Raw genomic sequence first — 25,149 nt, 5'->3', positions numbered from 1 at the left:
TGCCAATTGTGTTAATTGTCGGCAACTGTGCGATGAATTTGATTTAAGTTAGACCCATTTAACCTAAATACAGTCAATCGATTGCGCTGTTCGAAATCGTCCTTCTTCAGAACATATGACGTTCTAACCCTGTCACATCCAAAATCTTCGTCGCGATTTCTTCCACCGAGTGATTGGTGGTATCGATATAGGGGATACGTTCACGCTTGAACATCATCTCGACTTCTTTTACCTCTAAACGGCATTGTTTTAATGAAGAATAGCGGCTGTTCTCCATCCGGCTTTGGCGGATTTCATGCAGTCGCACGGGATCGATGGTTAACCCAAACAACTTCTTCTTATTACGTTTTAAAGCTTCGGGCAGTTTAAGGTTATCCATATCGTCTTCGGTGAAGGGATAGTTTGCCGCTTTAATGCCAAATTGCATGGATAAATAAAGGCTAGAGGGGGTTTTGCCACAACGGGATACACCCAGCAGGATTAAATCGGCCTGATCCATATGCTTCATGGTCTGGCCGTCATCGTTATCCATTGCAAAATTGATAGCATCGATACGGGCTTCATAGCCTTGATTGGCTTTTCCGTGGGTGCGGTGTAACACAGGCGATGCACTTACGCCTAAATGTTGTTCAAGTGGAGCGACGAAAGTATTTAAAAAATCGTAATCGAGACCTTCACTCGAATAAATAATGTCGCGAATTTCAGGTTTTACGATGGAATGGAATACTAACGGCCGCTCGCCTGTTGTAATAAAACAATCATTAATTTGACGTTTCACATTCTCAGCTTTTGCCAAAGTTTCAACAAATGGAATGGTAAGTGACTCAAATTCTAGTGGAAATTGCGAGAGGACCGCATGCCCAAAAACCTCAGCAGTGATTGCCGTCCCGTCGGAGATGTAAAATACCTTTGGCGCCATACTGACCTCTTGTAGTAATAAAATTACAAATAAAATTATAGATTTACGCGTCTTCTGCAGGAGTGTAAAATGCCGCTGCCCTCGTGTGAAGGGGCCACTGAAATAAACTTGCGGAGATAGAAACTGTGCAGCAATACGTACTCTGGTATCAGGAATTAGGCATGGGTGACGTCAACTTGGTTGGCGGTAAAAATGCTTCTCTTGGCGAGATGATTAGCAATCTAGCTAATGCCGGTGTTCAAGTACCTGGCGGATTTGCGACTACTTCTTATGCGTTCAATGAGTTTCTTGAACAAAGTGGCGTAAACCAGAAGATTTATGACATTTTAGCCACTCTGGATGTAGATGATGTCAATGCACTGGCAAAAGTAGGTGCACAGATCAGACAATGGGTTATCGATACTCCGTTCCAACCAGCACTCGAACAAGCAATTCGTGAAGCTTACGAAAAACTTGCCGCTGAAACGAGTGATGCATCATTTGCGGTGCGTTCTTCTGCTACCGCTGAAGATATGCCAGATGCTTCATTTGCTGGTCAGCAAGAAACCTTCTTAAACGTAAAGGGATTTGACTCAGTACTCGTGGCGATTAAACACGTGTTTGCGTCACTCTTTAACGACCGTGCAATTTCATACCGTGTTCACCAAGGTTATGAGCACCACGGTGTAGCCTTGTCTGCCGGCGTACAACGCATGGTTCGCTCAGACAAAGCAGCATCAGGTGTGATGTTTACCATGGACACTGAATCAGGCAACAACGATGTGGTGTTTATTACTTCATCTTTTGGTCTGGGTGAAATGGTCGTGCAAGGTGCGGTAAACCCTGACGAATTCTATGTTCACAAACCGATTTTATCTCAAGGCCATAAAGCTGTTGTTCGCCGTAATATCGGTAGCAAGCTCATCCAGATGGTGTATTCCGATGATGCTGCTCACGGCAAACAAGTGAAGATTGAAGACGTTGCAGCTGACAAACGTCGTCAATTCTCCATCAACGATGCCGAAGTGATGGAACTGGCTAAACAAGCGATGGTTATCGAAAAACACTACGGTCGTCCAATGGACATCGAGTGGGCGAAAGACGGTAACGATGGCAAACTTTACATCGTTCAAGCGCGTCCAGAAACGGTTCGTAGCCGTGAAGACGTACAATTGATTGAACGTTACCACTTAAAGAGCCGTGGCGCAGTGATCTCTGAAGGTCGTGCAATCGGTCATAAAGTGGGCTCAGGTGTGGCTAAGGTATTAACCTCTATCGCCGATATGGATCAAATCCAACCAGGCGATGTGTTAGTGACTGACATGACCGACCCAGATTGGGAACCTATCATGAAGCGCGCGAGTGCCATCGTGACTAACCGTGGCGGTCGTACCTGTCACGCGGCGATTATCGCCCGTGAATTAGGTGTACCTGCCGTTGTAGGTTGTGGTGACGTGACTGACCGTATCAAAAATGGCCAATGGGTGACGGTTTCTTGTGCCGAAGGTGACACTGGTTTTATTTACGAAGGCAAACAAGAGTTTGAAGTGGTTTCAAACCGCGTTGATGCACTGCCTGCGTTACCGATGAAGATCATGATGAACGTAGGTAATCCAGACCGTGCATTTGATTTTGCCCGTTTACCTAACGAAGGTGTGGGTTTAGCGCGTTTAGAGTTTATCATCAACCGCATGATCGGCATTCACCCGAAAGCACTGCTTGAATTCAACCAACAAGATGCGGCTTTACAAGAAGAAATCAACGAGATGATCGCAGGTTACGACTCACCCGTTGAGTTCTATATTGCACGCTTAGTTGAAGGCATAGCATCTATCGGTTCGGCCTTCTATCCGAAGAAAGTGATCGTACGTATGTCAGACTTTAAGTCTAACGAATACGCTAACTTAGTCGGTGGTGACCGTTACGAGCCAGAAGAAGAAAACCCAATGCTCGGCTTCCGTGGTGCGAGCCGTTACATCTCTGAATCATTCCGCGATTGTTTCGCGCTTGAGTGTGAGGCGATTAAACGCGTTCGTAATGAAATGGGTCTGAAAAACGTTGAAGTGATGATCCCATTCGTACGTACCGTTAAAGAAGCCGAGCAAGTGATTGAACTGCTCAAGGAGCAGGGCTTAGAGCGTGGTAAAGATGGTCTACGCGTCATCATGATGTGTGAAGTACCGTCAAACGCATTATTAGCAGATCAGTTCCTTGAGCACTTCGATGGTTTCTCTATCGGCTCAAATGACTTAACGCAGTTAACACTGGGTCTTGACCGTGACTCCGGCATCATCAGCCATCTGTTCGATGAGCGTAACGAAGCGGTGAAGATCCTGCTGTCTATGGCCATTAAAGCGGCTAAAGCGAAAGGCGCTTACATTGGTATCTGTGGTCAAGGACCTTCAGATCACGCCGATTTCGCGGCTTGGTTGGTTGAGCAAGGCATCGATACCGTATCGTTAAACCCTGATACAGTGATTGATACTTGGTTATATTTAGCTGAAGCTCACGCTTGATCTAGACCGTAATTTTATCAAGGTGTTAAAAAAGCCGCTTTTTAGCGGCTTTTTTTTGTTTATAATGGGCCGCATAACAATAATTGACTGAAGCCGCTCATGTTACCTCTGTTATCACACCAACAAACCCTAGAACCTGTGTATCTGGCTTATCTTGATGCTTTAGAACAAAGCGCCTACGCCGGTGATATCGATAAACGCTACAGTGCGCGCTTAGTGCAAGCCACGGATAACTCCGTCTATCAATTTTTACCCCAAGCGGTACTTTATCCCAAGCATCAAAAGGATATTGAGATAGCGCTTAAGCTTGCTGCGAAAGCAGAGTTTGTCGGTGTCACTTTTAGTGCCAGAGGCGGCGGTACGGGCACCAATGGCCAGTCGCTGACCCACGGTTTGATCCTCGATGTTTCCCGTTATATGAATCGGGTGCTGGAAGTGAATCCTGAGCAAGGCTGGGTTAGGGTTGAAGCTGGCGTAATTAAAGATGCGCTAAATGATGCGCTGCGTCCCCATGGATTCTTCTTTAGTCCTGATCTATCCACCTCAAACCGCGCCACTATTGGCGGTATGATCAACACCGACGCCTCGGGCGCGGGCTCCTTGGTATACGGTAAAACATCCGACCATGTGCTGGCGCTGCGCAGTGTATTGATAGATGGCAGTGTGTTAGATACTCGTCCCCTCGATGCGGGTGTGTTAGGTGATCCCGATAATGTCAGTGATAATCCACTTGGACAAAAACTGATTTCATCCATTGCACAAGTTTGCCGTGACAAGCGAGAACAGATTGAAAAACAATTCCCTAAGTTAAACCGTTTTTTAACCGGATACGACTTAAAACATGTCTGGAATGCGGGCTTGACCCAGTTCGATCTCTCGCGGATTTTGACAGGTTCCGAGGGCACGCTTGCGGTGATAACCGAAGCTAAGCTCAACATTACGCCATTGCCGAGCGAGCGTGCGATGGTGAATATTAAGTACGACTCCTTTCAATCGGCGCTGCGCCATGCCCCTTCCTTAGTGGCTGCACGGGCAACGGTTGTCGAAACTGTTGATTCTAAAGTGCTTAATCTTGCCCGCGAGGACATTGTCTGGCATTCGGTTTCTGACTTGATTCAAGAAGTGCCGGGTAAGACGATTGATGGCCTCAATATGGTCGAGTTTGCTGGCGATACGGCTGAGGTTGAGCAAAAGCTTGCGAGTCTTGAAGCGGTTTTGACTGAGCAAATTTCCCGCGGTGAGTGTGGTGTGGTCGGTTATCAAGTGACCCAAGATAAGGCCAGTATTGAGAAAATCTACGGCATGCGTAAAAAGGCCGTTGGTTTACTCGGCGCCACTAAAGGGCGTCGTAAACCCATTGCTTTTGCTGAAGATACGGCGGTGCCGCCTGAAAAACTTGCCGATTATATTATGGAGTTTCGCGCACTACTCGATAGCCATAACTTGCAATACGGTATGTTTGGCCATGTGGATGCGGGCGTGTTACACGTTAGGCCCGCGCTCGATATGTGCGATGTGGAAGATGAAAAACTACTTAGGGTGATTTCCGATCAAGTGGCGGCTCTAACGCTTAAGTATGGCGGCCTAATGTGGGGCGAGCACGGCAAAGGCGTGCGTGGTCAATATGGTCCCGCAGTGTTTGGTGATGAGCTTTATGGTGTGCTGCAGGAGATAAAAGGGCTATTTGATCCTGATAACAGGCTTAATCCCGGTAAGTTAGTTGCGCCAAAACAAGTCGGCAGCTTGGCATTTGATGTGGACAGTACCAAGCGCGGTCAGTTTGACAGGCAAATTCCGGTGGCAGTACGTGATGCTTTTCCCGATGTGATGAATTGTAACGGCAATGGCCTGTGTTTTAATTACAGTAGTTACTCGCCCATGTGTCCGTCATTTAAGGTGACTGGTGATAGGGTGCAATCACCCAAGGGCCGTGCGGGCCTAATGCGTGAGTGGTTGCGTTTGCTTGAATCGGAAGGGGTCGATGTGAACGCGCTGGCGAAAGCCAAACCCTTAGGCATTTTGCAGCGCATGCAAAATACGATTAATGCCAAGCGCGATTATGATTATTCCCACGAAGTGATGGAATCGCTTAAGGGCTGCCTTGCGTGTAAGGCTTGTTCGAGTCAGTGTCCGGTTAAAGTAGATGTGCCGAAGTTTAGGGCGCAATTCTTTAATATTTACTATCAACGCTATCTGCGTCCAGCCAAAGATTATCTGGTTGCGGGTATTGAAGACAGTTTGCCAATTATGGCAGCAGCGCCAAAACTCACTAATTTTGCCTCGCAAAATCCGCTCAGTCAGTGGGTAATCAAAAAGGCTATTGGCTATGTAGATGCGCCAGCGTTATCTGTGCCGACCTTAAAACAACGACTCGATGGTCATGCAAGCCGTGGTTATGATTTAGCGGCATTGCAAGCAATACCGGTGGCTGAGCGTTCAAAATTTGTATTAGTGGTACAAGATCCCTTTAACAGTTTTTACGATGCGGGATTGGTGTATCGCTTTATCCAATTGATTGAAACCTTAGGGCTAAAACCCGTGTTATTGCCCTTTAAGCCCAACGGTAAACCCACTCATATCAAAGGCTTTTTGGATAAATTTGCCAAAACAGCTCAATCGAGCGCGGATTTCTTAAACCAAGTACATAAGTTAGGCATGCCGATGATTGGGATCGACCCCGCCTTAGTGCTCTGCTATCGCGATGAGTATAAAGAGGTTTTAGGTGCTAACCGTGGTTCATTTGAAGTGAAATTAGCTAATGAATGGTTACTTGGCATTTTACACCATATCCCGGCCAAGCCCATGCAAGATAAGCAATTTACTTGGTTTAGTCATTGTACTGAATCTACTGCTAAGCCGAATACGGCCAATGAATGGACGAAAATTTTTAGCCATTTTGGTACGAAATTGACGGCGGTGAATTTAGGCTGCTGTGGTATGGCGGGCACCTACGGCCATGAAGCCGAAAACCTTGAACGGTCTAAGGCTTTGTTTGATATGTCATGGAAAAACACATTAAGTAAGATGGATCAGTCACAGGTGCTTGTCTCGGGCTACTCTTGTCGCAGCCAAGTAAAGCGTTTTGCTGGTTATAAGCCAAAACATCCATTAGAGGCTTTATTGGAGCTCGTTAATTCTTAACGCAATTTTGTACTAGGGATTGGATAATCCCTAAGGCAATGCCACACTAAACCAGTCGTCAGGCTGGTTTTTTATTGAGGGACGCTATGGAAAAGCACATGGACAATGTTATTGACACACTACAGGAATTCACTAGCAAGCCAAAGCTGGATGACGTCGTCACACGGCCAACGGAGCTGTGTAGTGAAGTCGCGCTATTTCGTATCCAACTCTCCGGTGACTGGTTATATCAGGGCAGTCCATTACCGACTAAGTTTGCCAAATTGTTTGCCAGTATTTTACATTGTATTGATGGTGAGCATTTTCTGATCACGCCTGTGGAGAAAGTGCGGCTTGAGGTGGAAGATGCGCCACTGCTGATTGTCGATTATCTAAAGCATGCAGAAGCGCCAATGTTAACCTTGAAAACCAGTATTGGCACTGAACATCACCTTACCGATTTCAATCAGCTCAAGCTAACCGACTTTGGGATTTATCTGCCTTTAGAGCGTGGTCTATGGGCAAAATTAAACCGTGCCTGCTACTACAATTTTGTGAATGAATTCAATTTAACCGATGATGATGGTCTCAATGCTTAGCGATTTTGATTGCAATTAGTTGGGGGGGCTGGCTAGTTTATTACGGGTTAAGTGATAGTATTGAAACTGACCTTAACCAATATTTCTCTGGCAGTGGTCAGTGTTGATGGGGCTAACTGTTGTTTTCGGAGGTGCTGTTTGAACCGCTATGAAAGCTTAGGCTATCTTGTTTCCCATTTAAATATTGAGCTACAAAATGAGCTCGATTTGCATTTGAAACGCTATAAGCTTGACATTAAGTTGTGGCCAGTGTTATTTGCGCTTTGGCAGGAGGAGGGGATTACTCAGACCGAGTTGTCTAAACGCTGTGATGTGGCGAACTATACTATGACGCGACTGCTGGATCAGTTGCAGGTGCAGGGTTTGATTACCCGTCATCAGGAACTCGATAACCGCCGTGCATTTCAGATTTTTCTGACCGATGAGGCCAAAGCCTTAGAGCAGGACCTCATCCGAGAGGCCGAGCGCGTCAATGAAAAGTTTCTTGCTAACCTTACTGAAGATGAACGAGTTAATTTTGTTAAGTTATTGAATAAAATCAATAAACTTTATTTTTAATTCAGTGGTCTTATTTGGCTATTTTTGCTGTTTACAGTGGGATTAGCATAAAAAGTAATACTAAACTCGACCCGAGTAATAACCCTTGCTGAAGTATTCGTTGCCGTTGCATTAAGCTATTTTTTCCCTGCTTTAGACTCGTTAATAACTGATCGCGTCTGTAAATACGGCAGGTTAACTCATTTGTAAATGGATCAATAAACAGCTTAAAGAGACACTGCCCACCATCTTTCAATTTGATCAGATGTTCACTTTGGTGGCCAAAATTGAGTTTGCGCGAAACCATTTCACCATTGATATAGACTTTCTCTAATCCAGACCAATCACTTGCTTGCAATTCAAGTGAGTCTTTCCCCAGCTCATATTTGAAACTGACCATAGTGGCACCTTCTCTGTGACTGACGAGTCGTTAATTCAAGCAGAGGGATATCGGCTTTTCCACTACAGAAACGTGAATTTTACGTGGCGTTTTATTATCTGGTTGGTATTGAGAGGAATTTATTTTATAAGATGTGTGAGAGTGTAAGGGGTGACGGACAACAAACCGTTGTCCGTCACTAAGCCGTGTTAGGCTTTGGCCGCTTGGTAAATTGCACGGGCCATTTCGTCAGCTACTGCACCTGTCGTGCGGTTCTCAGCATCGGCTTTAGCAAAAATCTTCAGCAGCGTGTTGTAGATTTCTCTGACCTTAGCTTCTGATTTCGCCGCATCATAGTCTTTTTCGAATGATACGTTAATAATGCCGCCCGCGTTAATCACATAATCTGGCGCATAAAGAATGCCCATTTCTTTTAACTGCTCGCCATGGCGTACTTCGGCTAATTGGTTGTTGGCACAACCTGCAACAATCTTAGCTTTGAGTAGTGGCAGGGTAACATCGTTTAAGGTCGCACCTAGTGCGCATGGGGCGTACACATCGACGTCTTGGGCGTAGATATCCTGTGGTGCAACAACGGTAGCACCAAAGTCGGTAGCCACTTTATCAAGTGACGCCTGATGAATATCGGTAACAATTAGCTGTGCACCTTCTTCATGTAGATGTTTACACAGATAATAACCCACATGGCCAACACCTTGAACGGCGATCTTAAGGCCCTTTAAGCTGTCTAAATCGAGCTTATGTTTAACCGCGGCCTTGATACCTAAATAAGTACCTAGTGCCGTAAACGGAGAAGGATCGCCACTCTTGCCTTCAAGCCCCGCCATATAGGGCGTTTCTTGATGGGCGATCATAATATCAGCTGTCGTGGTGCCAACGTCTTCTGCGGAATAGTAACGTCCACCGAGACTATTGATAAAACGGCCAAAAGCACGGAAGAGGGCTTCGCGGTCAGGGCGCTTAGGATCGGCAATAATCACTGATTTACCACCGCCCATGGTTAAACCAGCGAGCGCGTTTTTGTAAGTCATACCACGGGAGAGGCGTAATACGTCTGTCAGGGCTTCGTCATCGGATTGGTAGTTCCACATCCGGCATCCACCCACAGCAGGGCCTAAATTGGTATTATGGATGGCAATAATGGCTTTTAAGCCACTTTCTTTATCATGACAGAATACGACCTGTTCATGCTCATCAAAGGATACATGATTAAATACAGCCACGTGAAATTCTCCGCTATACACAATAAAACGTCGATAGAACGACTTCCCATCGACCGCTCGTTATATTTATTGCAGAACCATAGCATTTAGCGATACTCTCAACCATGCATAAAGACCGAATAAATTGATTATTTGTGGCAATCTAGCTTTCCACTTTACGTAAACGTAAGGTTTTAAGTGTGAAACCAGTTTCAACTGGTGAAGTTTTCAGATATTAGTATGATTCGCGTGCTGTCCCAAGAATGAGAGCCGCGCTATAACAATAAGATAGGACGGAAGTATGACTGAACAAGCTGTCGATCAAGCTCAACCAACAATCTCTCCTGAAGAAATGGAGAAATTGCGCCAAGAGTGGGTCAGAACACAATTCCAAAAAGCAAACCGTTTTTTAGCGGAAAAAGGGGTGATCCCAAGTAAGATCTTAGCCGATGAAAGCCGTTATCTCGCACCTTATTTAGCGATTTGGAAAATGGAATCTAAACGTCCTACGACCAAAACCTATTGGGTGATGTCAGGTGATTTGCCGTCGGATTTTGTGGATGTCAAAGTGGCGAAAACGGCGCGTGATGCGGTTCGTCATTTCTCGATGATGTGGCAAATGCAGGCTGAAAATTTGATCCGCTCAGGCGCCACCAGACGCGATGCAACCCAGGCAAAATTTGCCCAGTTATTAGTCTCCCGTGCAGAGAGTTTATATCGTATGCACAATGATGAAAAACTGTGGAATACCTAGGCTTAGCCCTGTGTTAAGTCATAAAACCAAAGGCACTCAATCGAGTGCCTTTGTTGTTAAGTCAGTCTAAATCGTCGTGTTTTACGCTGAGCTTACCGTCGATTTCATTCCATATCGACTTAAGGATTACGCTTCTTCTTCATCACTTAAATAGTATAAGCCTTGATTAATCAGAGCCAGTAACAGCTGTTGTACCTCTGCATGTTCGCATAACGCGAGAGCTGTTTCGCAATCAAAGCTGACATGATCACTTAACTGTGCAAGCATGGTTTCTGGCGTATTAGGCAGATCATAGATTTCGCCATTGATAAACAAGCGTGACTGAGCATCTTTCTCTAAACGCAGTACTTTTAAACCGCCAATGCGATTCACGCCTGCGCCTTGTTCAAAGGCATCTTGCAGATCGTCAATACTATAGGCTTCTTCGCCTTCACAAATATCTAATTCAAATCGGTTTTGGCTTAGCAGTTTACCCAGTACGACCTGATAACTCGCAGGATCTTGGGCAAGTTGGCTTAACAGCGACATAATGCCGAGTTGATGATCTTGGCTAATAATGCCTGGATTTGTTGGTTCTGATGCGGAGGTAAAACGCTGTTGGCCCAAATTTTTGTCGAGTAAATAGTCGGCCACTTCGCTGACTAATTCTTGCTGACTTGGTGCACGGTAACCAATTGAATAGCTCAAGGCTAGCGTTAAGGTTTCGCCGCAGTGTGGGAATCCTGGCGGAATATAAAGCATATCGCCTTTCTCTAACACCATATCAATGATGGGGTCAAAGTCTTCCACTAGAGGTGAATTAGGATTACCACCACGGCATTGTTGTGGTGTGTTGTCACCCACGGTCCAGCGGCGCTGACCTTCACCTTGAATAATAAACACATCGTAGTTGTCGATATGGGGACCGACACCGCCGTTTGGGGTGGCAAATGACACCATCAAATCATCGAATCGCCAATCGGGTAGAAAACGAAAGGCTTCAACGAGGGGTTGGGAGTCGGGATACCAATGGTTAACCGCTTGTACCAATAATTGCCAGTGGGTTTCACCGTAATTGTCGTAATCCTCAAAGGGGCCTTGGATCACTTCCCAGTTATCTTTTTGGGTGACGACGATGCGCGAAGTGATTTCTTCTTCGCAGGCAAGGCCGGCAAGCTCATCGGCACTGATTGGATCTTCAAAGTGAGGAAAAGCGCCTTTGATGACCACAGGTTTTTGTTGCCAGTAATCCTTGAGGAACTGGGCGATATCGAGATTGAGTTTATACATAGTGTCAAAAAAGGCGACTACATCGAATGTAACCGCCTTAATCCTTATTTGTGGCTGATAAACAATATCAGCTCGCGAATGTTTGCTATTGATACTTTGTAAGCAAACTCCGCTGAGCTAAAAATATTAGTTAAGCTCGTCGACGAAGGCTTCAGCACGGCCAATATAGTTGGCTGGCGTCATCTTCTTTAGCTCAGCCTTCACGTCTTCTGGCAGGGCTAAACCGTCGATAAACTCGGCAAGTTGCTTAGCATCAATGCGTTTACCGCGTGTCAATTCTTTTAACTTCTCGTATGGCTTTTCAATGCCATAGCGGCGCATTACTGTTTGTACTGGCTCGGCCAATACTTCCCAGTTTTGATCAAGCTCGGCACGTAAATGCTCTTCATTCACTTGTAACTTACTAATACCTTTCAAGGTGGCTTGGTAGGCGATCAGCGAGTGGGCAATACCCACGCCTAAGTTACGCAGTACAGTAGAATCGGTTAAGTCGCGTTGCCATCTTGAAACGGGCAGTTTAGCGGCTAAATGTTGCATCAGCGCATTGGCAATACCTAAGTTACCCTCTGAGTTTTCAAAGTCGATAGGGTTGACCTTGTGCGGCATGGTTGAGGAGCCAATTTCACCGGCAATGGTACGTTGCTTAAAGTGACCTAAGGCAATATAGCCCCAAACGTCACGGTCGAAATCGAGCAGAATAGTGTTGAAACGCGCAATCGCATCGAAGAGCTCTGCAATGTAATCATGCGGTTCGATTTGAGTAGTATATGCGTTCCAGTGCAGGCCAAGGCTTGTCACAAATCGTTCAGACAGTGCATGCCAGTTCACTTCTGGGTATGCTGATATGTGCGCGTTGTAGTTACCCACGGCGCCGTTAATTTTCCCCATGATTTCAACAGCTGCGATTTGCTTGATTTGACGCTCCAAACGCACCGCCACGTTCGCCATTTCTTTACCAAGCGTAGAAGGCGAGGCTGGCTGACCGTGGGTACGTGACATCAAAGGTACTGAGCGGTATTCAACGGCCAGTTTTTTGATTGCGCTGAGCAGTTCATTGCAATAAGGCAGAACCACTTGCTCGCGAGCTTCAGTTAACATTAAGCCATGGCTTAAGTTGTTGATATCTTCAGAAGTACAGGCAAAGTGAACAAATTCACCTACAGCGGCTAATTCTACATTAGCAGCGATTTTTTCTTTGATGAAATATTCAACCGCTTTCACGTCGTGGTTGGTGGTGCTTTCAATGGCTTTCACACGCAGCGCATCTTGCTCACTGAAATTGTCTTTAATGGCATCGAGAAGCGCGATCGCTGACTCGCTTAATGGCGGCACTTCAGTGATTTCAGGGCAATCGGCGAGTAACTTTAACCAGTTGATTTCAACTTGAACACGGTACTTAGTAAGACCGAACTCGCTGAAAATCCCTCGCAATGACGCTGTTTTACTACCGTAACGGCCGTCTACCGGAGAGATAGCAGTTAGTGCGGAAAGATCCATGTGAAGCTCCTTGATGAAAACTTATTTTATTATAGGGTAAGACTTTTCTTCGCCGTGTCTAAGATGGCTTTGCGGGCAAAGACTAAGTGTCGACGTTTGCCGCCCAGTTGTCGCCATAACACTGCGCTGCGCATGGCTGCGAGCAGCAAGGCGCGAATTTTTTGTTGCACTATTGGACGTTGCAAGCACAGCGGATTGCCTGAGATCTGAATCTTAGGTCCAAGATTACTGATAATATCGCTATAAATACTGGCCAGATTGGCAATCACTTGTTCGTCAGTGATCGCAAAGTGATGTAACTGACGATTCACCTGATTGATGCGCTCGGCAAGCATGGATAAGCCACTGTTTGAACGCGCAAGTTTACGTTCAAGGGCTAAAATTCCCACCAAATAACGGGTAATTTCCACATCTTTTTGACTGCTATCCCCCAGTTGGTTTAAAACCAATTGGTAGCCTTTGTGCAGGCCAGCCTTATCTTGGTAAACATCGGCTGGGGTTTCAGGATCGGTCACTAAAATGGTGTGTAAACTGGCTGCCAGCTCATCGGTGTCACTTTCACCGTGACGGGCTAAATACTGAACTTGCGCAATGGCCTGCAGTATTCCTGCAAAGGCCATTGTGCGATTATGGAGCTGTTCGTTCACTGTTTATCCTCGGATCAGTTGATCGATAATCCCGCCACCGAGGCATACTTCGCCATCGTAAAAGACGGCTGACTGCCCGGGCGTTACGGCTGCAACGGGCTCATCAAACACGACTTTGAGCGTATTGTCATCTAGATAGGTGAGGGTACAGGGGATATCCTGCTGACGATAACGGGTTTTCACCACAATCTGGCTGCCATTGATAGGGCCTTTACGATCGACCCAGTGCAGTTGATTGACTAACATGCCATTGGACATCAAGCGCGGGTGGTGACCACCTTGGCCAACAACAAGCACGTTACGTTTGAGATCTTTATCCACCACGTACCATGGGTCGTCGTTGCTGTTTTTCATGCCGCCAATCCCCAAACCTTTACGTTGGCCTAAAGTGTGGTACATCAAACCTTGGTGCGTGCCAATCACTTCACCATCGGCGGTTTCGATATTGCCGGGCTGTGCGGGTAAGTAATTACCTAAAAATTCAGTAAATTTTCGCTCGCCGATAAAGCAAATGCCGGTGCTATCTTTTTTATCATGGGTAATTAATCCCATTTGTTTGGCGATTTCGCGTACTTCGTGTTTTTCGAGTTCACCCACCGGAAACAGACTGCGCGCCACTTGCTCATGGCTTAAGGTGTACAGGAAATAGCTTTGATCTTTATTGTTGTCGACACCGCGCAGCATTTGCGTCGTGCCATCCTCGTTATCGCGGCGGCGCACATAGTGACCCATGGCGATGTAGTCGGCATCGAGAATATCGTCGGCAAACTCTAAAAAGGCCTTAAATTTGATTTCTTTGTTGCACATGATATCGGGATTGGGGGTACGACCCGCCTTGTATTCGGCAAGGAAATACTCAAATACATTGTCCCAATATTCGGCAGCAAAGTTGACCGTGTGGAGTTTGATCCCAAGCTTATCGCAAACGGCTTGAGCATCTTTTAAATCTTCGGCGGCCGCGCAGTACTCGTCGTTGTCATCTTCTTCCCAGTTCTTCATGAAAAGGCCTTCAACCTGATAGCCTTGCTGCATAAGCAAATAGGCTGAAACGGATGAATCAACACCGCCGGACATGCCGACAATGACTTTTTTACCTGTATGAGTGGGTTCGATTGATGTCATAGATCCTAAAAACCATTGAGTATATGTGTTAGCGAGTTGTGGCTTGAACCATCGTCATTCGCGCATGACTCACTTTTAAATCTGCGTTTATTTAGCTGCGTAGTTAGGGCAGGCTTATCGGTGATTCGTTTAGCATCTGAGTTACATCAGCCCAACATCATTAAGTACCAGATGCATGATGCTAAAATACCCCAAATTTTTAACCAAAAAGCGCAGTTAAATGCCTTATCGAATCGCGCATTTACGCGGGGGCATATTCTATCACGCCTTGTTGCTTGGGGCTATCTTTGACATCCCTACAGACGCTGACTATTGAGTAATTCGAGCGAATGAATCAGCCCTTGTTGCAACTGTTTGCGGTAATCGTTGAGGCAATCGAGCACTAATGGACTGCGCAGCTGATGAGCTTTAGCTGCGATCTGCTCAAAGCTCAACCAATGGGCGGCATGAATATCTGCATCCTGTGGCTTAGGTGTGAGTAGCGTATCGACTTGTACTAAAAAGGTAAAACGCACAAAAGCGAGGTCTTGATTGGCGCTAAATTGATAAATCCCGACCAATCCCTGTGGCTTGAGCTGGAGGCCTGTTTCCTCAAATACTTCGCGTTCACAGGCTTGGATAAGGCTTTCATTCGCTTCCAAATGTCCTGCTGGTTGATTAAAACGCTGTTCACCATCAATCCATTCTTCCACTAATAGATATTTATCTTCACTAACGGCATGGATAATACAAACTACTGTTACATTGGGTTTATATCTTGCTTTTACTGTCACAGTGATTACCTTTTAGCGGCTAGATTAGGGATATTGGATTGCTTGTTGGCGCAAGATTATTCTGTCTTTTGAGTCAATAGAATGCACTTATGCTCACCCGTCGCTAAATCATCTAGGCTCCATTGGCCTATTTTATAACGAATGAGTCTTAAGGTTGGAAAACCAATATGCGCCGTCATGCGCCTGACTTGACGATTACGGCCTTCGTGGATCTGAATTTCAAGCCAAGTGGTTGGGATGTTTTTCCGCTCACGGATAGGTGGGTTACGCGGCCACACATTCGGCGTCGCCATGATGCTGACCTTCGCGGGCAGGGTCATGCCATCTTTTAATTCAACCCCTTGACGCAGTTTGACTAAATCCGCTTCCGACGGCTGACCTTCCACTTGTACCCAATAGGTTTTAAAGGTTTTCTTTTTGGGCTCAGTCAGTTTGGCTTGAAGTTGGCCATCATTAGTTAACAGCAACAGCCCCTCGCTGTCGCGATCTAATCGCCCCGCAGCATAAACGCCTGGAATAGGGATGTAATCTTTTAAGGTTTTACGGCCTTGCTCATCGGTAAATTGGCACAGGACATCGAAGGGCTTATTAAATAAGACGATCATCGGTGTGCCTTGGTTGTTAACACGCGTGGCCGAGAAGCGCCTTTGCGGGCGAGGCTTGGCGCCAGCGCGCTCAGAACTATTTCTATTAGAATTAACCCCTTGCTGTAAACTTGGCTTGGTATTTTTGGCGAAGAGGTTGGTTTTATTGGCGCTATTGCGGTTACCCATCTGATTGGGGCGCGCAGTAGCTGCGCTATGGCCGCGAGAGTGAGGGTTGGATGCTGTAGTTGGCGTGCTGTTTTTGTTCATGCTTTGGCTAATAGTTGCTGTAAGCTGACGACCGAACTTAAAAGTTTGAGGACGTGTATCAATAATTTGTACACAGTGTACTTGGCATTCGCCGTTAGTGGAATTTGAATATTATTGTGAATGCTCTATGATGTCGGCCTGAAAATGTGATCTACACCTAAATGTTCAATGAGTCGATTTACCCACGTTGGCGAACGCAAAGAGGATGTTGCAGCGGGTTTATAGGTTTATAGGGGCGTTTACGATTGCCTCGATAGAGAATTCCTTCGTGCCAATGTTTGTTCGTCATGATATAAAATTATTATAAAAATACTAAATTTTACAATAATGTAGGATGTAACATGAAAGATAACTCACCAACAATTATTTATACCGAAACCGATGAAGCGCCAGCACTGGCAACGCTTTCTCTGTTACCTATCATCAAAACCTTTACCAATGCGGCGGATGTGGCGGTTGAAACCCGTGACATTTCTTTATCTGGCCGTGTGATTGCTAACTTCCCTGAAAAACTAACTGACGCGCAAAAGATTGGCGATCATTTAGCTGAGCTTGGCGATCTGGCTAATCAACCTGAAGCCAATATCATCAAGCTGCCTAATATCAGTGCGTCAATCCCCCAGTTAAAAGCCTGTATTTTAGAGCTGCAACAGAAGGGTTATGACATTCCAAACTATCCTGATGAGCCAAAAACTGACGAAGAAAAGTCAATTAAAGCGCGTTATGACAAGATCAAAGGCAGTGCGGTAAACCCAGTACTGCGTGAAGGTAACTCTGATCGCCGCGCGCCGCTATCAGTGAAAAACTTCGCGAAAAAGAACCCACACTCTATGGGTAAATGGGTGAAAGACTCTAAGTCACACGTTGCTCATATGAGCGAAGGTGATTTTTACGGTAGCGAGCTTTCTGTGACGCTCTCTAATGCTGACACTGTCAACATTGTGCTGGCACAAAAAGACGGTCAAGAAGTCGTCCTTAAATCAGGCCTGAAACTGCTAGCGGGTGAAATCATCGACGCGTCAGTGATGAGCAAAAAAGCCTTAGTCAGCTTCTTTGAGCGTGAAATCGCCAATGCCAAGGCTGAAAATGTGCTGTTATCGCTGCACCTTAAAGCCACCATGATGAAAGTGTCTGATCCCATCATGTTCGGTCATGCAGTGAAAGTGTTCTTCAAACCTGTGTTTGATAAACATGCGGCATTATTTGCTGAGTTAGGCGTTGATGTTAACAACGGTTTTGGCGACGTATATGCGAAAATCGCCAGCTTACCTACCGATGTACGCAGCCAAATTGAAGCCGATATCGCGGCGGTCTACGCTGAGGGTCCTGCGCTGGCGATGGTGGATTCTGACAAAGGCATCACCAACTTACACGTTCCAAGCGACATTATTATCGATGCTTCTATGCCAGCGGCTATTCGTTCATCTGGCCAAATGTGGGGCCCTGATGGCAAGTTGCACGATACTAAAGCCCTGATCCCTGACCGTTGCTACGCCGGTGTGTATCAAGAAACTATCGCGTTCTGTAAAGAGCACGGTGCCTTTGATCCAAGCACTATGGGCAGTGTGCCAAACGTGGGTTTAATGGCACAAAAAGCCGAAGAATACGGTAGCCACGATAAAACCTTCGAAATCCCTGCCGATGGCGTAGTTAACGTGATTGATGCCAGTGGCAAAGTATTAATGAGTCACAATGTGGAAGCGGGCGACATTTGGAGAATGTGCCAAGTTAAAGACGCGCCTATCCGTGACTGGGTCAAACTTGCCGTTCGCCGCGCACGTTTAAGCAATACACCAGCGGTATTCTGGTTAGATGCAAATCGTGCCCACGATGCGCAATTGATTGTTAAAGTGAAGCAATATCTACCTGAACATGACACCAGCGGTTTAGACATCAGCATTATGTCGCCAGAAGAAGCAACACGTTTCTCTTTAGCGCGCATCAAAGAAGGTAAAGACACCATTTCAGTTACTGGTAACGTACTGCGTGACTATTTGACTGACTTGTTCCCAATCCTTGAGCTGGGTACCAGTGCCAAAATGTTATCTATCGTGCCATTAATGAATGGTGGCGGTCTGTTCGAAACGGGTGCGGGTGGCAGTGCGCCTAAACACGTACAACAGGTTGAAAAAGAAGGTCACTTACGTTGGGATTCACTCGGTGAATTCTTGGCATTAGCCGCCTCTTTGGAGCATTTAAGCCAAACAGTGGGTAACCCTAAAGCGCAAGTACTGGCGGATACCTTAGATCAAGCCATTGGTCAGTTCTTAGATAGCAACAAGTCACCATCAAGAAGAGTCGGTGAATTGGATAACCGTGGTAGCCATTTCTATCTGGCCATGTATTGGGCACAGGCATTAGCTGTTCAAACAAAAGACGAGCAGCTACAAGCTCACTTTATCCCATTAGCCCACGCTTTAAGCGCAAATGAGCAAGTGATTGTGGCTGAGCTAAACAATGCGCAAGGTGCACCAGTGGATTTAGGTGGTTACTATCGTTTAGATGCTGTTAAGGCTGAAAAAGCCATGCGCCCAAGCGAAACGCTAAACAAGCTATTGATTGCTTAAACAGTATCGATACGCTAAAGGCCTGCATTGCAGGCCTTTTTATTGCGCTAAATTTAGGAGTGGGTCATTAATCAGCTTGGGGTGTTGACGTTTCGAGATTAAGTTTTTCGTTCTGGCAAGCTTGTGCTCGCGAAACGAAGAAGGACGTGTAGACATTCAACTTAAAATAAAAAGGCAGGGATAAATCCCTGCCTTTTAGATCATTGGCCTCACCAAACGTTATTTTGTTGGTGAAATGGCTGAAGCGTGCATTCCTTTTGGACCTTGTTCTACTTCAAATTGAACGGGTTGGCCTGCTTTTAGAGTTCTATAGCCTTCCATTTCAATGGTAGAATAGTGTGCAAAAACGTCCTCGCCACCTTGATCAGGGCAAATAAACCCGAATCCTTTGGCGTTGTTGAACCATTTAACAGTTCCGCTTGCCATACTTCCACTTCCTTCTGTTGTCTACTTACCAGTAAGATAGTAAAACCTGTGTAGACGGGATTATTTCACCGTCTGAGCTACAGAATGTAAGGAGTAAAAGCGGAAGTCAAGCTAAAATTAACAAAGAGGTAACAACTGATTAATTTGAAGATAGCAATTGGAAGAGGACAACACGAGAGGCTAGTATTAAAAAATGGGTAAGACAGGAAACATAGAGCACGTTGAAGAACGTGTGGAATCAGAGTTAATGCCACCTTCGATGTATAAGGTGATCCTCAATAATGACGATTACACGCCAATGGATTTTGTGATTGAAGTACTGCAAATCTTCTTTCGCAAGAATGAGCAGGAAGCCACCGATATCATGTTGACGATTCATCACCAAGGAAAGGGGATCTGCGGTATTTTTCCATTTGGCATCGCAGAAACTAAGGTGATACAAGTAAATCAATTTGCAAGACAAAACCAACATCCGTTACTGTGTTCGTTAGAGAAGGCTTAACAGCGCTTACTCTGTAGTCAGTTGTTAATTTTGGGGGTGCTTATGCTGAACAAAGATCTGGAAGTCACCTTAAATCTGGCGTTTCAGCAAGCCAGAGAAGCTCGTCACGAGTATATGACGGTTGAACATCTGTTATTAGCGCTGATAGACAATCCTGCTGCTCAAGAAGCGCTCATCGCCTGTGGCGCGAATTTAGATAAACTCAGAGATGAAGTCGCAAGCTTTATCCAACAAACTACCCCAATCATTGCGGATATGGATGATGACAAAGAAACCCAGCCAACACTTGGGTTTCAGCGGGTACTGCAACGCGCCGTATTTCATGTTCAGTCTTCAGGCCGCAATGAAGTCACAGGTGCCAACGTGCTGGTGGCGATTTTTAGTGAGCAGGAATCCCAAGCGGTTTATCTGTTGCGCCGCAGCGATATCAGCCGATTAGATGTGGTGAATTTTATTTCCCATGGTTTTTCAAAAAATGAGGATAGCGACGCTCATCAAGATCAAGAGCGTAGCGAAGAGCAAGCCGAGGCTAGCGAGGAACGTAGCATGTTGTCGCAGTTTGCGACCAACTTAAACCAGCTTGCAAAACAAGGTGTGATTGATCCACTGATCGGTCGTGATCAAGAAATCGAACGTGCCATCCAAACCTTATGTCGTCGCCGTAAAAACAATCCACTATTGGTCGGTGAGGCGGGCGTAGGTAAAACCGCGATCGCTGAAGGTTTGGCCTATCGTATCGTTAATCATCAAGTGCCAGAGGTGATGGCGCAGGCGACAGTGTATTCCCTCGATTTAGGCTCTCTACTTGCGGGCACTAAATACCGTGGCGATTTTGAAAAACGCTTTAAAAATTTGCTAAAAGAACTCAGTGCGGACAAACACGCCATTTTATTTATCGATGAAATCCACACCATTATTGGTGCGGGGGCGGCATCGGGTGGGGTGATGGATGCCTCCAATTTGCTTAAGCCTTTATTATCGAGTGGCAATTTACGTTGTATGGGCTCAACCACTTTCCAAGAATACCAAAGTATTTTTGAGAAAGACCGCGCATTGGCTCGTCGTTTCCAAAAGGTCGATATCAACGAACCTTCCGTGGCTGAAACCACTAAAATTCTGATGGGCTTAAAGTCCAAGTACGAAGAATACCACGGTGTGCGTTACACCCAAGCAGCAATCAACAGTGCGGCAGTGCTGTCGGCTAAACATATTAATGACAGACACTTGCCCGATAAAGCTATTGATGTGATCGATGAGGCGGGCGCTCGGATGGCTATGTTGCCACAGAGCAAGCGCAAAAAGACCATAGGTCAGGCTGAAATCGAAACCATAGTGGCAAAAATTGCCCGTATTCCTGAAAAGTCAGTTTCTGCAACCGATAAGGATTTACTGCGTAATCTTGAGCGCAATCTTAAGATGGTGGTGTTTGGTCAAGATAAAGCGATTGAGACCTTAAGCTCGGCGATCCGATTATCACGAAGTGGTTTAGGGACAGATAAGAAACCCGTTGGTAGCTTTTTGTTTGCAGGCCCGACAGGAGTCGGTAAGACAGAAGTGACAAACCAGTTAGCCAATTGCCTTGGTATGAAACTGGTACGTTTTGATATGTCTGAATACATGGAAAGCCATACGGTTTCTCGCTTGATAGGCGCGCCTCCTGGTTATGTAGGATACGATCAAGGTGGTCTATTGACCGATGCTGTGATTAAGAATCCCCATTGTGTTGTGCTGCTCGATGAAATCGAAAAAGCGCATCCTGATGTCTATAACCTGCTGCTGCAGGTGATGGATCACGGCACGCTGACGGATAACAATGGCCGTAAAGCTGACTTTAGACATGTCACCTTAGTGATGACAACAAACGCTGGGGTACAGGAAACGATTCGTAAATCCATTGGATTTACCCAACAGGATCATACCCAAGATGCCCTGTCGGAAATTAATCGGGTGTTTTCACCTGAGTTTCGTAATCGCCTTGACTCCATCATTTGGTTCAACCATTTAGATATGACCATCATTGCCAAAGTGGTGGATAAATTCTTAGTTGAACTTCAGGCACAGCTTGATGCGAAACATGTGGTGTTAGAAGTCAGTGATGAAGCCAGAACGTTACTCGCCCAGAAAGGTTACGATAAGAGCATGGGCGCTCGCCCAATGGCACGAGTGGTGACTGAGCTTATCAAACGCCCATTAGCGGATGAGCTCCTCTTTGGTGAGCTAGAACATGGTGGCATCGCCCATGTGGATGCGAAAGATGGTGAAATCGTTATCCACGCTGAACGCAATGAAAAAACCACCAGCAAGGCTTAACGCCAAGCTAATTTACCCCAATAAAAATGGCTGCAATTGCAGCCATTTTTTCTCTTTCGCCAACAAAAAAACCCGGCCTTGCCGGGTTTTTCAACTAAAGGGGAATATTAGCGTGCGCGGAAGACAATACGACCTTTGGTCAGATCATAAGGGGTCAACTGAACTGTGACTTTGTCACCAGTCAGGATCCGGATGTAGTTTTTGCGCATTTTGCCAGAAATGTGGGCTATCACCACATGACCATTTTCAAGCTCTACGCGAAACATTGTGTTTGGCAAGGTTTCAAGGATAGTGCCTTGCATTTCAATGTTATCTTCTTTCGCCATTAATTGTTTATCCCATTAGCTTTCGAATATAAAAAACGGGCGTATCATGCCGCAAATTCATCTTACTGTAAAGGGGAACTACCTAGCAAACTTGGGAATACTCCCAGCCTTGATGAGTTAAAATCTGGTAAGGGCGGTATAAGCGCTTGTAAGACATTTTGCGATTGGCATCTATTTGATATCCGAGATAAAGGAATGCTTTACCCTGTAATTTAGCTAATCTGCACTGGAGTAAGATCAACAAAACGCCTAGGGAACGTCGTTCTTCATCGGGGTCAAAATAACTGTAAATGGCCGAAAAGCTATTTGGCAGAGTGTCGGTAACTGCAACGGCTACAAGTCGATTATCATCATAGACTTCGATAAATGTGGGTGGCAGCCAATGGCAGAATAAAAATTGCTCATATTGGGCTTTGCTTGGCGGATACATTGGACCATCAAAGTGCCGCTCGCGAATGTATTTCTCATATAAAGCGTATTGGGTTTCGGTATGTTCAGTGGTGATACGCCAAGTTAAATCGCGGTTATGGGCTAAGGTGCGTTTTTGCCGTTTCGAAGGCACAAATTCTTGAATGGGGACTCTAATTGGTTGACAGGCGCTGCAACGAGGGCAGCGGGGTTTATAAATGGCGCTGCCACTGCGGCGAAAGCCTATGGCTAATAGGCGTTCAAATAAAATGGGGTCGAGTGTTTCTTCTTGGATCACTAATAATTGTTCTTGCTGTCCATCAAGGTAACTGCAGGGGAACACTTGGCTGATCCCGATAGCGATCGGGGTGTTATTGGCGTTAGAGTTCAAGAAAGACCTCGCTTGGTATCCAAGCCGCTGGGTTGACTGCGTCATCCCTAAATTGGGTTAAAAGCTGAATAAAATCAGCACGTTTAAGCGCCTTTGCACCGAGGCTTTCGAGGTGGGGGTTCATTACTTGTGCATCGATAAGTTTAAAGTTCATCTTTATTAAATGTTGTTGTAAAACGGCCATGGCGGCTTTAGAAGCATTGGTTTCGCGGTGGAACATGGATTCGCCACAAAACACTTGGCCGATGGCTAAGCCATAAAGTCCACCGATTAACCGTTCGCCTTGCCAAACTTCGATTGAGTGGGCGTGACCATTGTGGTGTAGTTCGCGGTAAGCCATTTGAATCTCATGGGTTATCCAAGTACCTGCTTGTTTACGCCTTGGTTGTGCACAACCCGCCATCACGTCGGTAAAGGCATGATTAATCGTAAAGCGCCAAGGCTGTTTTTTTAAATATTTACGTAGGCTGGTACTGATATTCACTTGCCCAGGAATAAAAATGGCGCGGGGATCGGGTGACCACCACAAAATGGGATCCTCGGCGTTAAACCAAGGAAAAATCCCATGATAATAAGCGGTCAATAAACGGTCTGGGCGTAGGTCACCTCCTATCGCCAGTAAGCCGTTTGGATCGGTTAAGGCGAGTTCGGGTGAAGGAAAAGCTTCAAACTCGTGATTCAGAAAAGACAGTGACTTCACAATTGCGTATGATTCAGTAATAGACCCTTATATTAAGTTAGCGGAAATTCGGATATGTGGAAACCTACACTAGCAAGCTTTATGTTTATTTGTGCTTTTGTGATATCTCCTGTACAGGCGGGGTACGATCGCAATCAGGCCGTGCCAGTTGAAAAAGTGCTTTATGGAGATATTAATTCAGTGCGTAATATCACCGAAACACAATTGATTGAAGACCGAAATCAAGGCTGGAAAACTTTTGGTGGTGCCTTGGCTGGTGGTGTTATCGGTCATCAGTTTGGTGGTGGCTCAGGCCAAGATATCGCGACAGTATTGGGCGCCTTAATTGGTGCTGGCGTTGGTAATCGTTACGGTAGTGGTACGACGGTGCAAACACTCAAGCTGGTGGAGCTGATGATCACGCAGGAAGACGGCAGTCAAGTCATGGTGATCCAAGATTATGATCCCGGCATGATATTTAATGCGGGGGATAGGGTAAGGGTGGTGTACTTGCAAGGTGGTGTGCGCATTGATTTAGCGATGTAATCAAACCTAACTGCCAAAAATCAACAAAGTAAGACGTTAAACGGTGATGGAATGACACGGACAGAACTAACCCAATATTTAGCCGATTTTTTGCGAGTCTCGGCTTTTAAAGATTACGCCCCCAATGGTTTACAGGTTGAAGGCAAGGCTGAGATCCGCACCATAGTGACAGGGGTCACCGCCTGCCAAGCGTTAATTGATGAAGCGATTCGCCTGAAAGCCGATGCTATTTTGGTACACCATGGGTTCTTTTGGAAGAGCGAACCTGAAGTGATCACTGGTATGAAGCAGCGCCGTATCAAAGCGCTGCTCGCCCACGATATCAATCTTTTTGGCTATCACTTACCTTTAGATGCCCACCCAATGTTAGGTAACAATGCGACCTTAGGCCGTAAACTGGGAATTTTAGATGCCGAAGCAGTAGAAGATGTGGCGCAGGGATTAGTGTGGCGTGGCAAGCTTGATTTGCCAATGAGTGCCAGCGAATTTGCGGCGATGTTAGCTGAGGTGCTTGGCAGAGACCCATTGCATATTGGTGAAAGTTCAGATGAAATTCAATACTTAGCTTGGTGTACAGGCGGTGCGCAAGATTATATCGATGTTGCAGCAAGCCTTGGTGTGGATGCGTTTATCAGCGGTGAAGTGTCAGAGCGTACTTACCACAGCGCGGTGGAGCAGGGGATACATTACTATGCTGCGGGTCACCATGCCACTGAGCGTTTTGGTATTGAGGCGCTAGGACGACATCTGGCTCGCGAATTTAATTTAGTGCACCATTTTGTGGATATCACTAACCCAGTGTGACG

Annotated in this window: 23 protein-coding genes; 10 read left to right on the top strand and 13 right to left on the bottom strand. The window is 45.9% G+C overall.

What is annotated here, in order from left to right; all coding sequences use genetic code 11:
* Positions 1 to 106: 106 nt before the first annotated feature.
* Entirely contained in the window at positions 107 to 919 is an 813-nt protein-coding gene (gene ppsR, locus SO_RS12190; protein WP_011072591.1) for a posphoenolpyruvate synthetase regulatory kinase/phosphorylase PpsR, read from the bottom strand.
* A 125-nt stretch (positions 920 to 1,044) separates the two neighbouring features.
* Here ppsR and ppsA point away from each other — a divergent pair, with 125 nt between their 5' ends.
* The 4 genes from ppsA (at position 1,045) to SO_RS12170 (ending at position 7,691) form a co-directional block, all read left to right on the top strand.
* The gene (gene ppsA / locus SO_RS12185) at positions 1,045 to 3,414 is read left to right on the top strand and encodes a phosphoenolpyruvate synthase (RefSeq protein WP_011072590.1); all 2,370 of its coding nucleotides are present in this window, start codon (positions 1,045 to 1,047) and stop codon (positions 3,412 to 3,414) included.
* 99 nt (positions 3,415 to 3,513) lie between these two features.
* Positions 3,514 to 6,555, top strand: coding sequence for a D-2-hydroxyglutarate dehydrogenase YdiJ (ydiJ, locus tag SO_RS12180; RefSeq protein WP_011072589.1), 3,042 nt, complete (start codon positions 3,514 to 3,516; stop codon positions 6,553 to 6,555).
* An 86-nt stretch (positions 6,556 to 6,641) separates the two neighbouring features.
* Positions 6,642 to 7,133, top strand: a complete 492-nt coding sequence (locus tag SO_RS12175; RefSeq protein ID WP_011072588.1) for a DUF1285 domain-containing protein — start codon at positions 6,642 to 6,644, stop codon at positions 7,131 to 7,133.
* 138 nt (positions 7,134 to 7,271) lie between these two features.
* The gene (locus SO_RS12170; protein WP_011072587.1) at positions 7,272 to 7,691 is read left to right on the top strand and encodes a MarR family winged helix-turn-helix transcriptional regulator; all 420 of its coding nucleotides are present in this window, start codon (positions 7,272 to 7,274) and stop codon (positions 7,689 to 7,691) included.
* A 31-nt stretch (positions 7,692 to 7,722) separates the two neighbouring features.
* On the opposite strand, the gene SO_RS12165 is transcribed toward SO_RS12170, so the two are convergent.
* Entirely contained in the window at positions 7,723 to 8,070 is a 348-nt protein-coding gene (locus SO_RS12165) for a hypothetical protein (RefSeq protein WP_011072586.1), read from the bottom strand.
* Between the two features lie 188 nt (positions 8,071 to 8,258).
* Positions 8,259 to 9,293 carry a Glu/Leu/Phe/Val dehydrogenase dimerization domain-containing protein gene (locus SO_RS12160; protein WP_011072585.1) on the bottom strand — a complete coding sequence of 345 codons (1,035 nt, stop codon included), beginning with the start codon at positions 9,291 to 9,293 and terminating at the stop codon, positions 8,259 to 8,261.
* Between the two features lie 280 nt (positions 9,294 to 9,573).
* Here SO_RS12160 and SO_RS12155 point away from each other — a divergent pair, with 280 nt between their 5' ends.
* Positions 9,574 to 10,026, top strand: a complete 453-nt coding sequence (locus SO_RS12155) for a DUF4826 family protein (protein ID WP_011072584.1) — start codon at positions 9,574 to 9,576, stop codon at positions 10,024 to 10,026.
* A gap of 126 nt (positions 10,027 to 10,152) precedes the next feature.
* On the opposite strand, the gene SO_RS12150 is transcribed toward SO_RS12155, so the two are convergent.
* The 6 genes from SO_RS12150 to SO_RS12125 all read right to left on the bottom strand — a co-directional run bounded on the left by SO_RS12150 (position 10,153) and on the right by SO_RS12125 (position 16,188).
* Positions 10,153 to 11,295 carry a ribosomal protein uL16 3-hydroxylase gene (locus SO_RS12150; RefSeq protein ID WP_011072583.1) on the bottom strand — a complete coding sequence of 381 codons (1,143 nt, stop codon included), beginning with the start codon at positions 11,293 to 11,295 and terminating at the stop codon, positions 10,153 to 10,155.
* Positions 11,296 to 11,421: 126 nt separating this feature from the next.
* Complete coding sequence (gene purB / locus SO_RS12145; protein WP_011072582.1) at positions 11,422 to 12,792, bottom strand: adenylosuccinate lyase; 1,371 nt, start codon at positions 12,790 to 12,792, stop codon at positions 11,422 to 11,424.
* Positions 12,793 to 12,821: 29 nt separating this feature from the next.
* A complete protein-coding gene (hflD, locus tag SO_RS12140) occupies positions 12,822 to 13,439 on the bottom strand; it encodes a high frequency lysogenization protein HflD (protein ID WP_011072581.1) in 618 nt (205 codons plus the stop codon).
* A gap of 3 nt (positions 13,440 to 13,442) precedes the next feature.
* On the bottom strand, positions 13,443 to 14,561 hold the full coding sequence (mnmA, locus tag SO_RS12135) for a tRNA 2-thiouridine(34) synthase MnmA (protein ID WP_011072580.1): 1,119 nt from the start codon (positions 14,559 to 14,561) through the stop codon (positions 13,443 to 13,445).
* Between the two features lie 296 nt (positions 14,562 to 14,857).
* Positions 14,858 to 15,334, bottom strand: coding sequence for an NUDIX hydrolase (locus tag SO_RS12130; RefSeq protein WP_011072579.1), 477 nt, complete (start codon positions 15,332 to 15,334; stop codon positions 14,858 to 14,860).
* Between the two features lie 56 nt (positions 15,335 to 15,390).
* Positions 15,391 to 16,188, bottom strand: coding sequence for an rRNA large subunit pseudouridine synthase E (locus SO_RS12125; RefSeq protein ID WP_164925722.1), 798 nt, complete (start codon positions 16,186 to 16,188; stop codon positions 15,391 to 15,393).
* A gap of 341 nt (positions 16,189 to 16,529) precedes the next feature.
* On the opposite strand from SO_RS12125, the gene SO_RS12120 reads away from it, so the two are divergent.
* Positions 16,530 to 18,755: an NADP-dependent isocitrate dehydrogenase gene (locus SO_RS12120; protein ID WP_011072577.1), complete on the top strand. Its 2,226-nt coding sequence runs from the start codon at positions 16,530 to 16,532 to the stop codon at positions 18,753 to 18,755.
* A gap of 219 nt (positions 18,756 to 18,974) precedes the next feature.
* On the opposite strand, the gene cspD is transcribed toward SO_RS12120, so the two are convergent.
* The gene (gene cspD, locus SO_RS12115) at positions 18,975 to 19,181 is read right to left on the bottom strand and encodes a cold shock domain-containing protein CspD (protein ID WP_011072576.1); all 207 of its coding nucleotides are present in this window, start codon (positions 19,179 to 19,181) and stop codon (positions 18,975 to 18,977) included.
* A gap of 193 nt (positions 19,182 to 19,374) precedes the next feature.
* Here cspD and clpS point away from each other — a divergent pair, with 193 nt between their 5' ends.
* Positions 19,375 to 19,683, top strand: coding sequence for an ATP-dependent Clp protease adapter ClpS (gene clpS, locus SO_RS12110; protein ID WP_011072575.1), 309 nt, complete (start codon positions 19,375 to 19,377; stop codon positions 19,681 to 19,683).
* Between the two features lie 42 nt (positions 19,684 to 19,725).
* Positions 19,726 to 21,993, top strand: coding sequence for an ATP-dependent Clp protease ATP-binding subunit ClpA (clpA, locus tag SO_RS12105; RefSeq protein WP_011072574.1), 2,268 nt, complete (start codon positions 19,726 to 19,728; stop codon positions 21,991 to 21,993).
* A gap of 107 nt (positions 21,994 to 22,100) precedes the next feature.
* Here clpA and infA read toward each other — a convergent pair whose 3' ends face one another.
* The 3 genes from infA to aat form a co-directional block, all read right to left on the bottom strand.
* Positions 22,101 to 22,319 (bottom strand): translation initiation factor IF-1, encoded by a 219-nt coding sequence (gene infA / locus SO_RS12100; protein WP_006081934.1) that lies wholly within the window; start codon positions 22,317 to 22,319, stop codon positions 22,101 to 22,103.
* A gap of 82 nt (positions 22,320 to 22,401) precedes the next feature.
* Complete coding sequence (locus SO_RS12095) at positions 22,402 to 23,118, bottom strand: arginyltransferase (protein WP_011072573.1); 717 nt, start codon at positions 23,116 to 23,118, stop codon at positions 22,402 to 22,404.
* Entirely contained in the window at positions 23,108 to 23,818 is a 711-nt protein-coding gene (gene aat / locus SO_RS12090; RefSeq protein WP_011072572.1) for a leucyl/phenylalanyl-tRNA--protein transferase, read from the bottom strand. The genes SO_RS12095 and aat overlap by 11 nt, the downstream gene beginning before the upstream one ends.
* Before the next feature lie 54 nt (positions 23,819 to 23,872).
* On the opposite strand from aat, the gene SO_RS12085 reads away from it, so the two are divergent.
* Both SO_RS12085 and SO_RS12080 read left to right on the top strand, forming a co-directional pair.
* A complete protein-coding gene (locus tag SO_RS12085; RefSeq protein ID WP_011072571.1) occupies positions 23,873 to 24,343 on the top strand; it encodes an outer membrane lipoprotein in 471 nt (156 codons plus the stop codon).
* Positions 24,344 to 24,394: 51 nt separating this feature from the next.
* Positions 24,395 to 25,147, top strand: a complete 753-nt coding sequence (locus SO_RS12080) for a Nif3-like dinuclear metal center hexameric protein (RefSeq protein ID WP_011072570.1) — start codon at positions 24,395 to 24,397, stop codon at positions 25,145 to 25,147.
* The last annotated feature ends 2 nt before the right edge of the window (positions 25,148 to 25,149 follow it).

The sequence above is a fragment of the Shewanella oneidensis MR-1 genome, assembly GCF_000146165.2.
Taxonomy (GTDB): domain Bacteria; phylum Pseudomonadota; class Gammaproteobacteria; order Enterobacterales; family Shewanellaceae; genus Shewanella; species Shewanella oneidensis.
Note: the sequence above shows the minus strand (reverse complement) of the source record. Positions and strands in the feature narration are given on the sequence as shown.

Bases quoted from the DNA above. Each gene is read 5' to 3' on its own strand.
- infA (WP_006081934.1), bottom strand. From the start codon at position 22,319: ATGGCGAAAGAAGATAACATTGAAATGCAAGGCACTATCCTTGAAACC.
- SO_RS12120 (WP_011072577.1), top strand. From the start codon at position 16,530: ATGAAAGATAACTCACCAACAATTATTTATACCGAAACCGATGAAGCG.
- mnmA (WP_011072580.1), bottom strand. From the start codon at position 14,561: ATGACATCAATCGAACCCACTCATACAGGTAAAAAAGTCATTGTCGGC.
- SO_RS12080 (WP_011072570.1), top strand. From the start codon at position 24,395: ATGACACGGACAGAACTAACCCAATATTTAGCCGATTTTTTGCGAGTC.
- clpS (WP_011072575.1), top strand. From the start codon at position 19,375: ATGGGTAAGACAGGAAACATAGAGCACGTTGAAGAACGTGTGGAATCA.
- ydiJ (WP_011072589.1), top strand. From the start codon at position 3,514: ATGTTACCTCTGTTATCACACCAACAAACCCTAGAACCTGTGTATCTG.
- clpA (WP_011072574.1), top strand. From the start codon at position 19,726: ATGCTGAACAAAGATCTGGAAGTCACCTTAAATCTGGCGTTTCAGCAA.
- purB (WP_011072582.1), bottom strand. From the start codon at position 12,792: ATGGATCTTTCCGCACTAACTGCTATCTCTCCGGTAGACGGCCGTTAC.
- ppsR (WP_011072591.1), bottom strand. From the start codon at position 919: ATGGCGCCAAAGGTATTTTACATCTCCGACGGGACGGCAATCACTGCT.
- SO_RS12165 (WP_011072586.1), bottom strand. From the start codon at position 8,070: ATGGTCAGTTTCAAATATGAGCTGGGGAAAGACTCACTTGAATTGCAA.
- SO_RS12175 (WP_011072588.1), top strand. From the start codon at position 6,642: ATGGAAAAGCACATGGACAATGTTATTGACACACTACAGGAATTCACT.
- cspD (WP_011072576.1), bottom strand. From the start codon at position 19,181: ATGGCAAGCGGAACTGTTAAATGGTTCAACAACGCCAAAGGATTCGGG.
- SO_RS12150 (WP_011072583.1), bottom strand. From the start codon at position 11,295: ATGTATAAACTCAATCTCGATATCGCCCAGTTCCTCAAGGATTACTGG.
- SO_RS12125 (WP_164925722.1), bottom strand. From the start codon at position 16,188: ATGAACAAAAACAGCACGCCAACTACAGCATCCAACCCTCACTCTCGC.
- SO_RS12085 (WP_011072571.1), top strand. From the start codon at position 23,873: ATGTGGAAACCTACACTAGCAAGCTTTATGTTTATTTGTGCTTTTGTG.
- SO_RS12155 (WP_011072584.1), top strand. From the start codon at position 9,574: ATGACTGAACAAGCTGTCGATCAAGCTCAACCAACAATCTCTCCTGAA.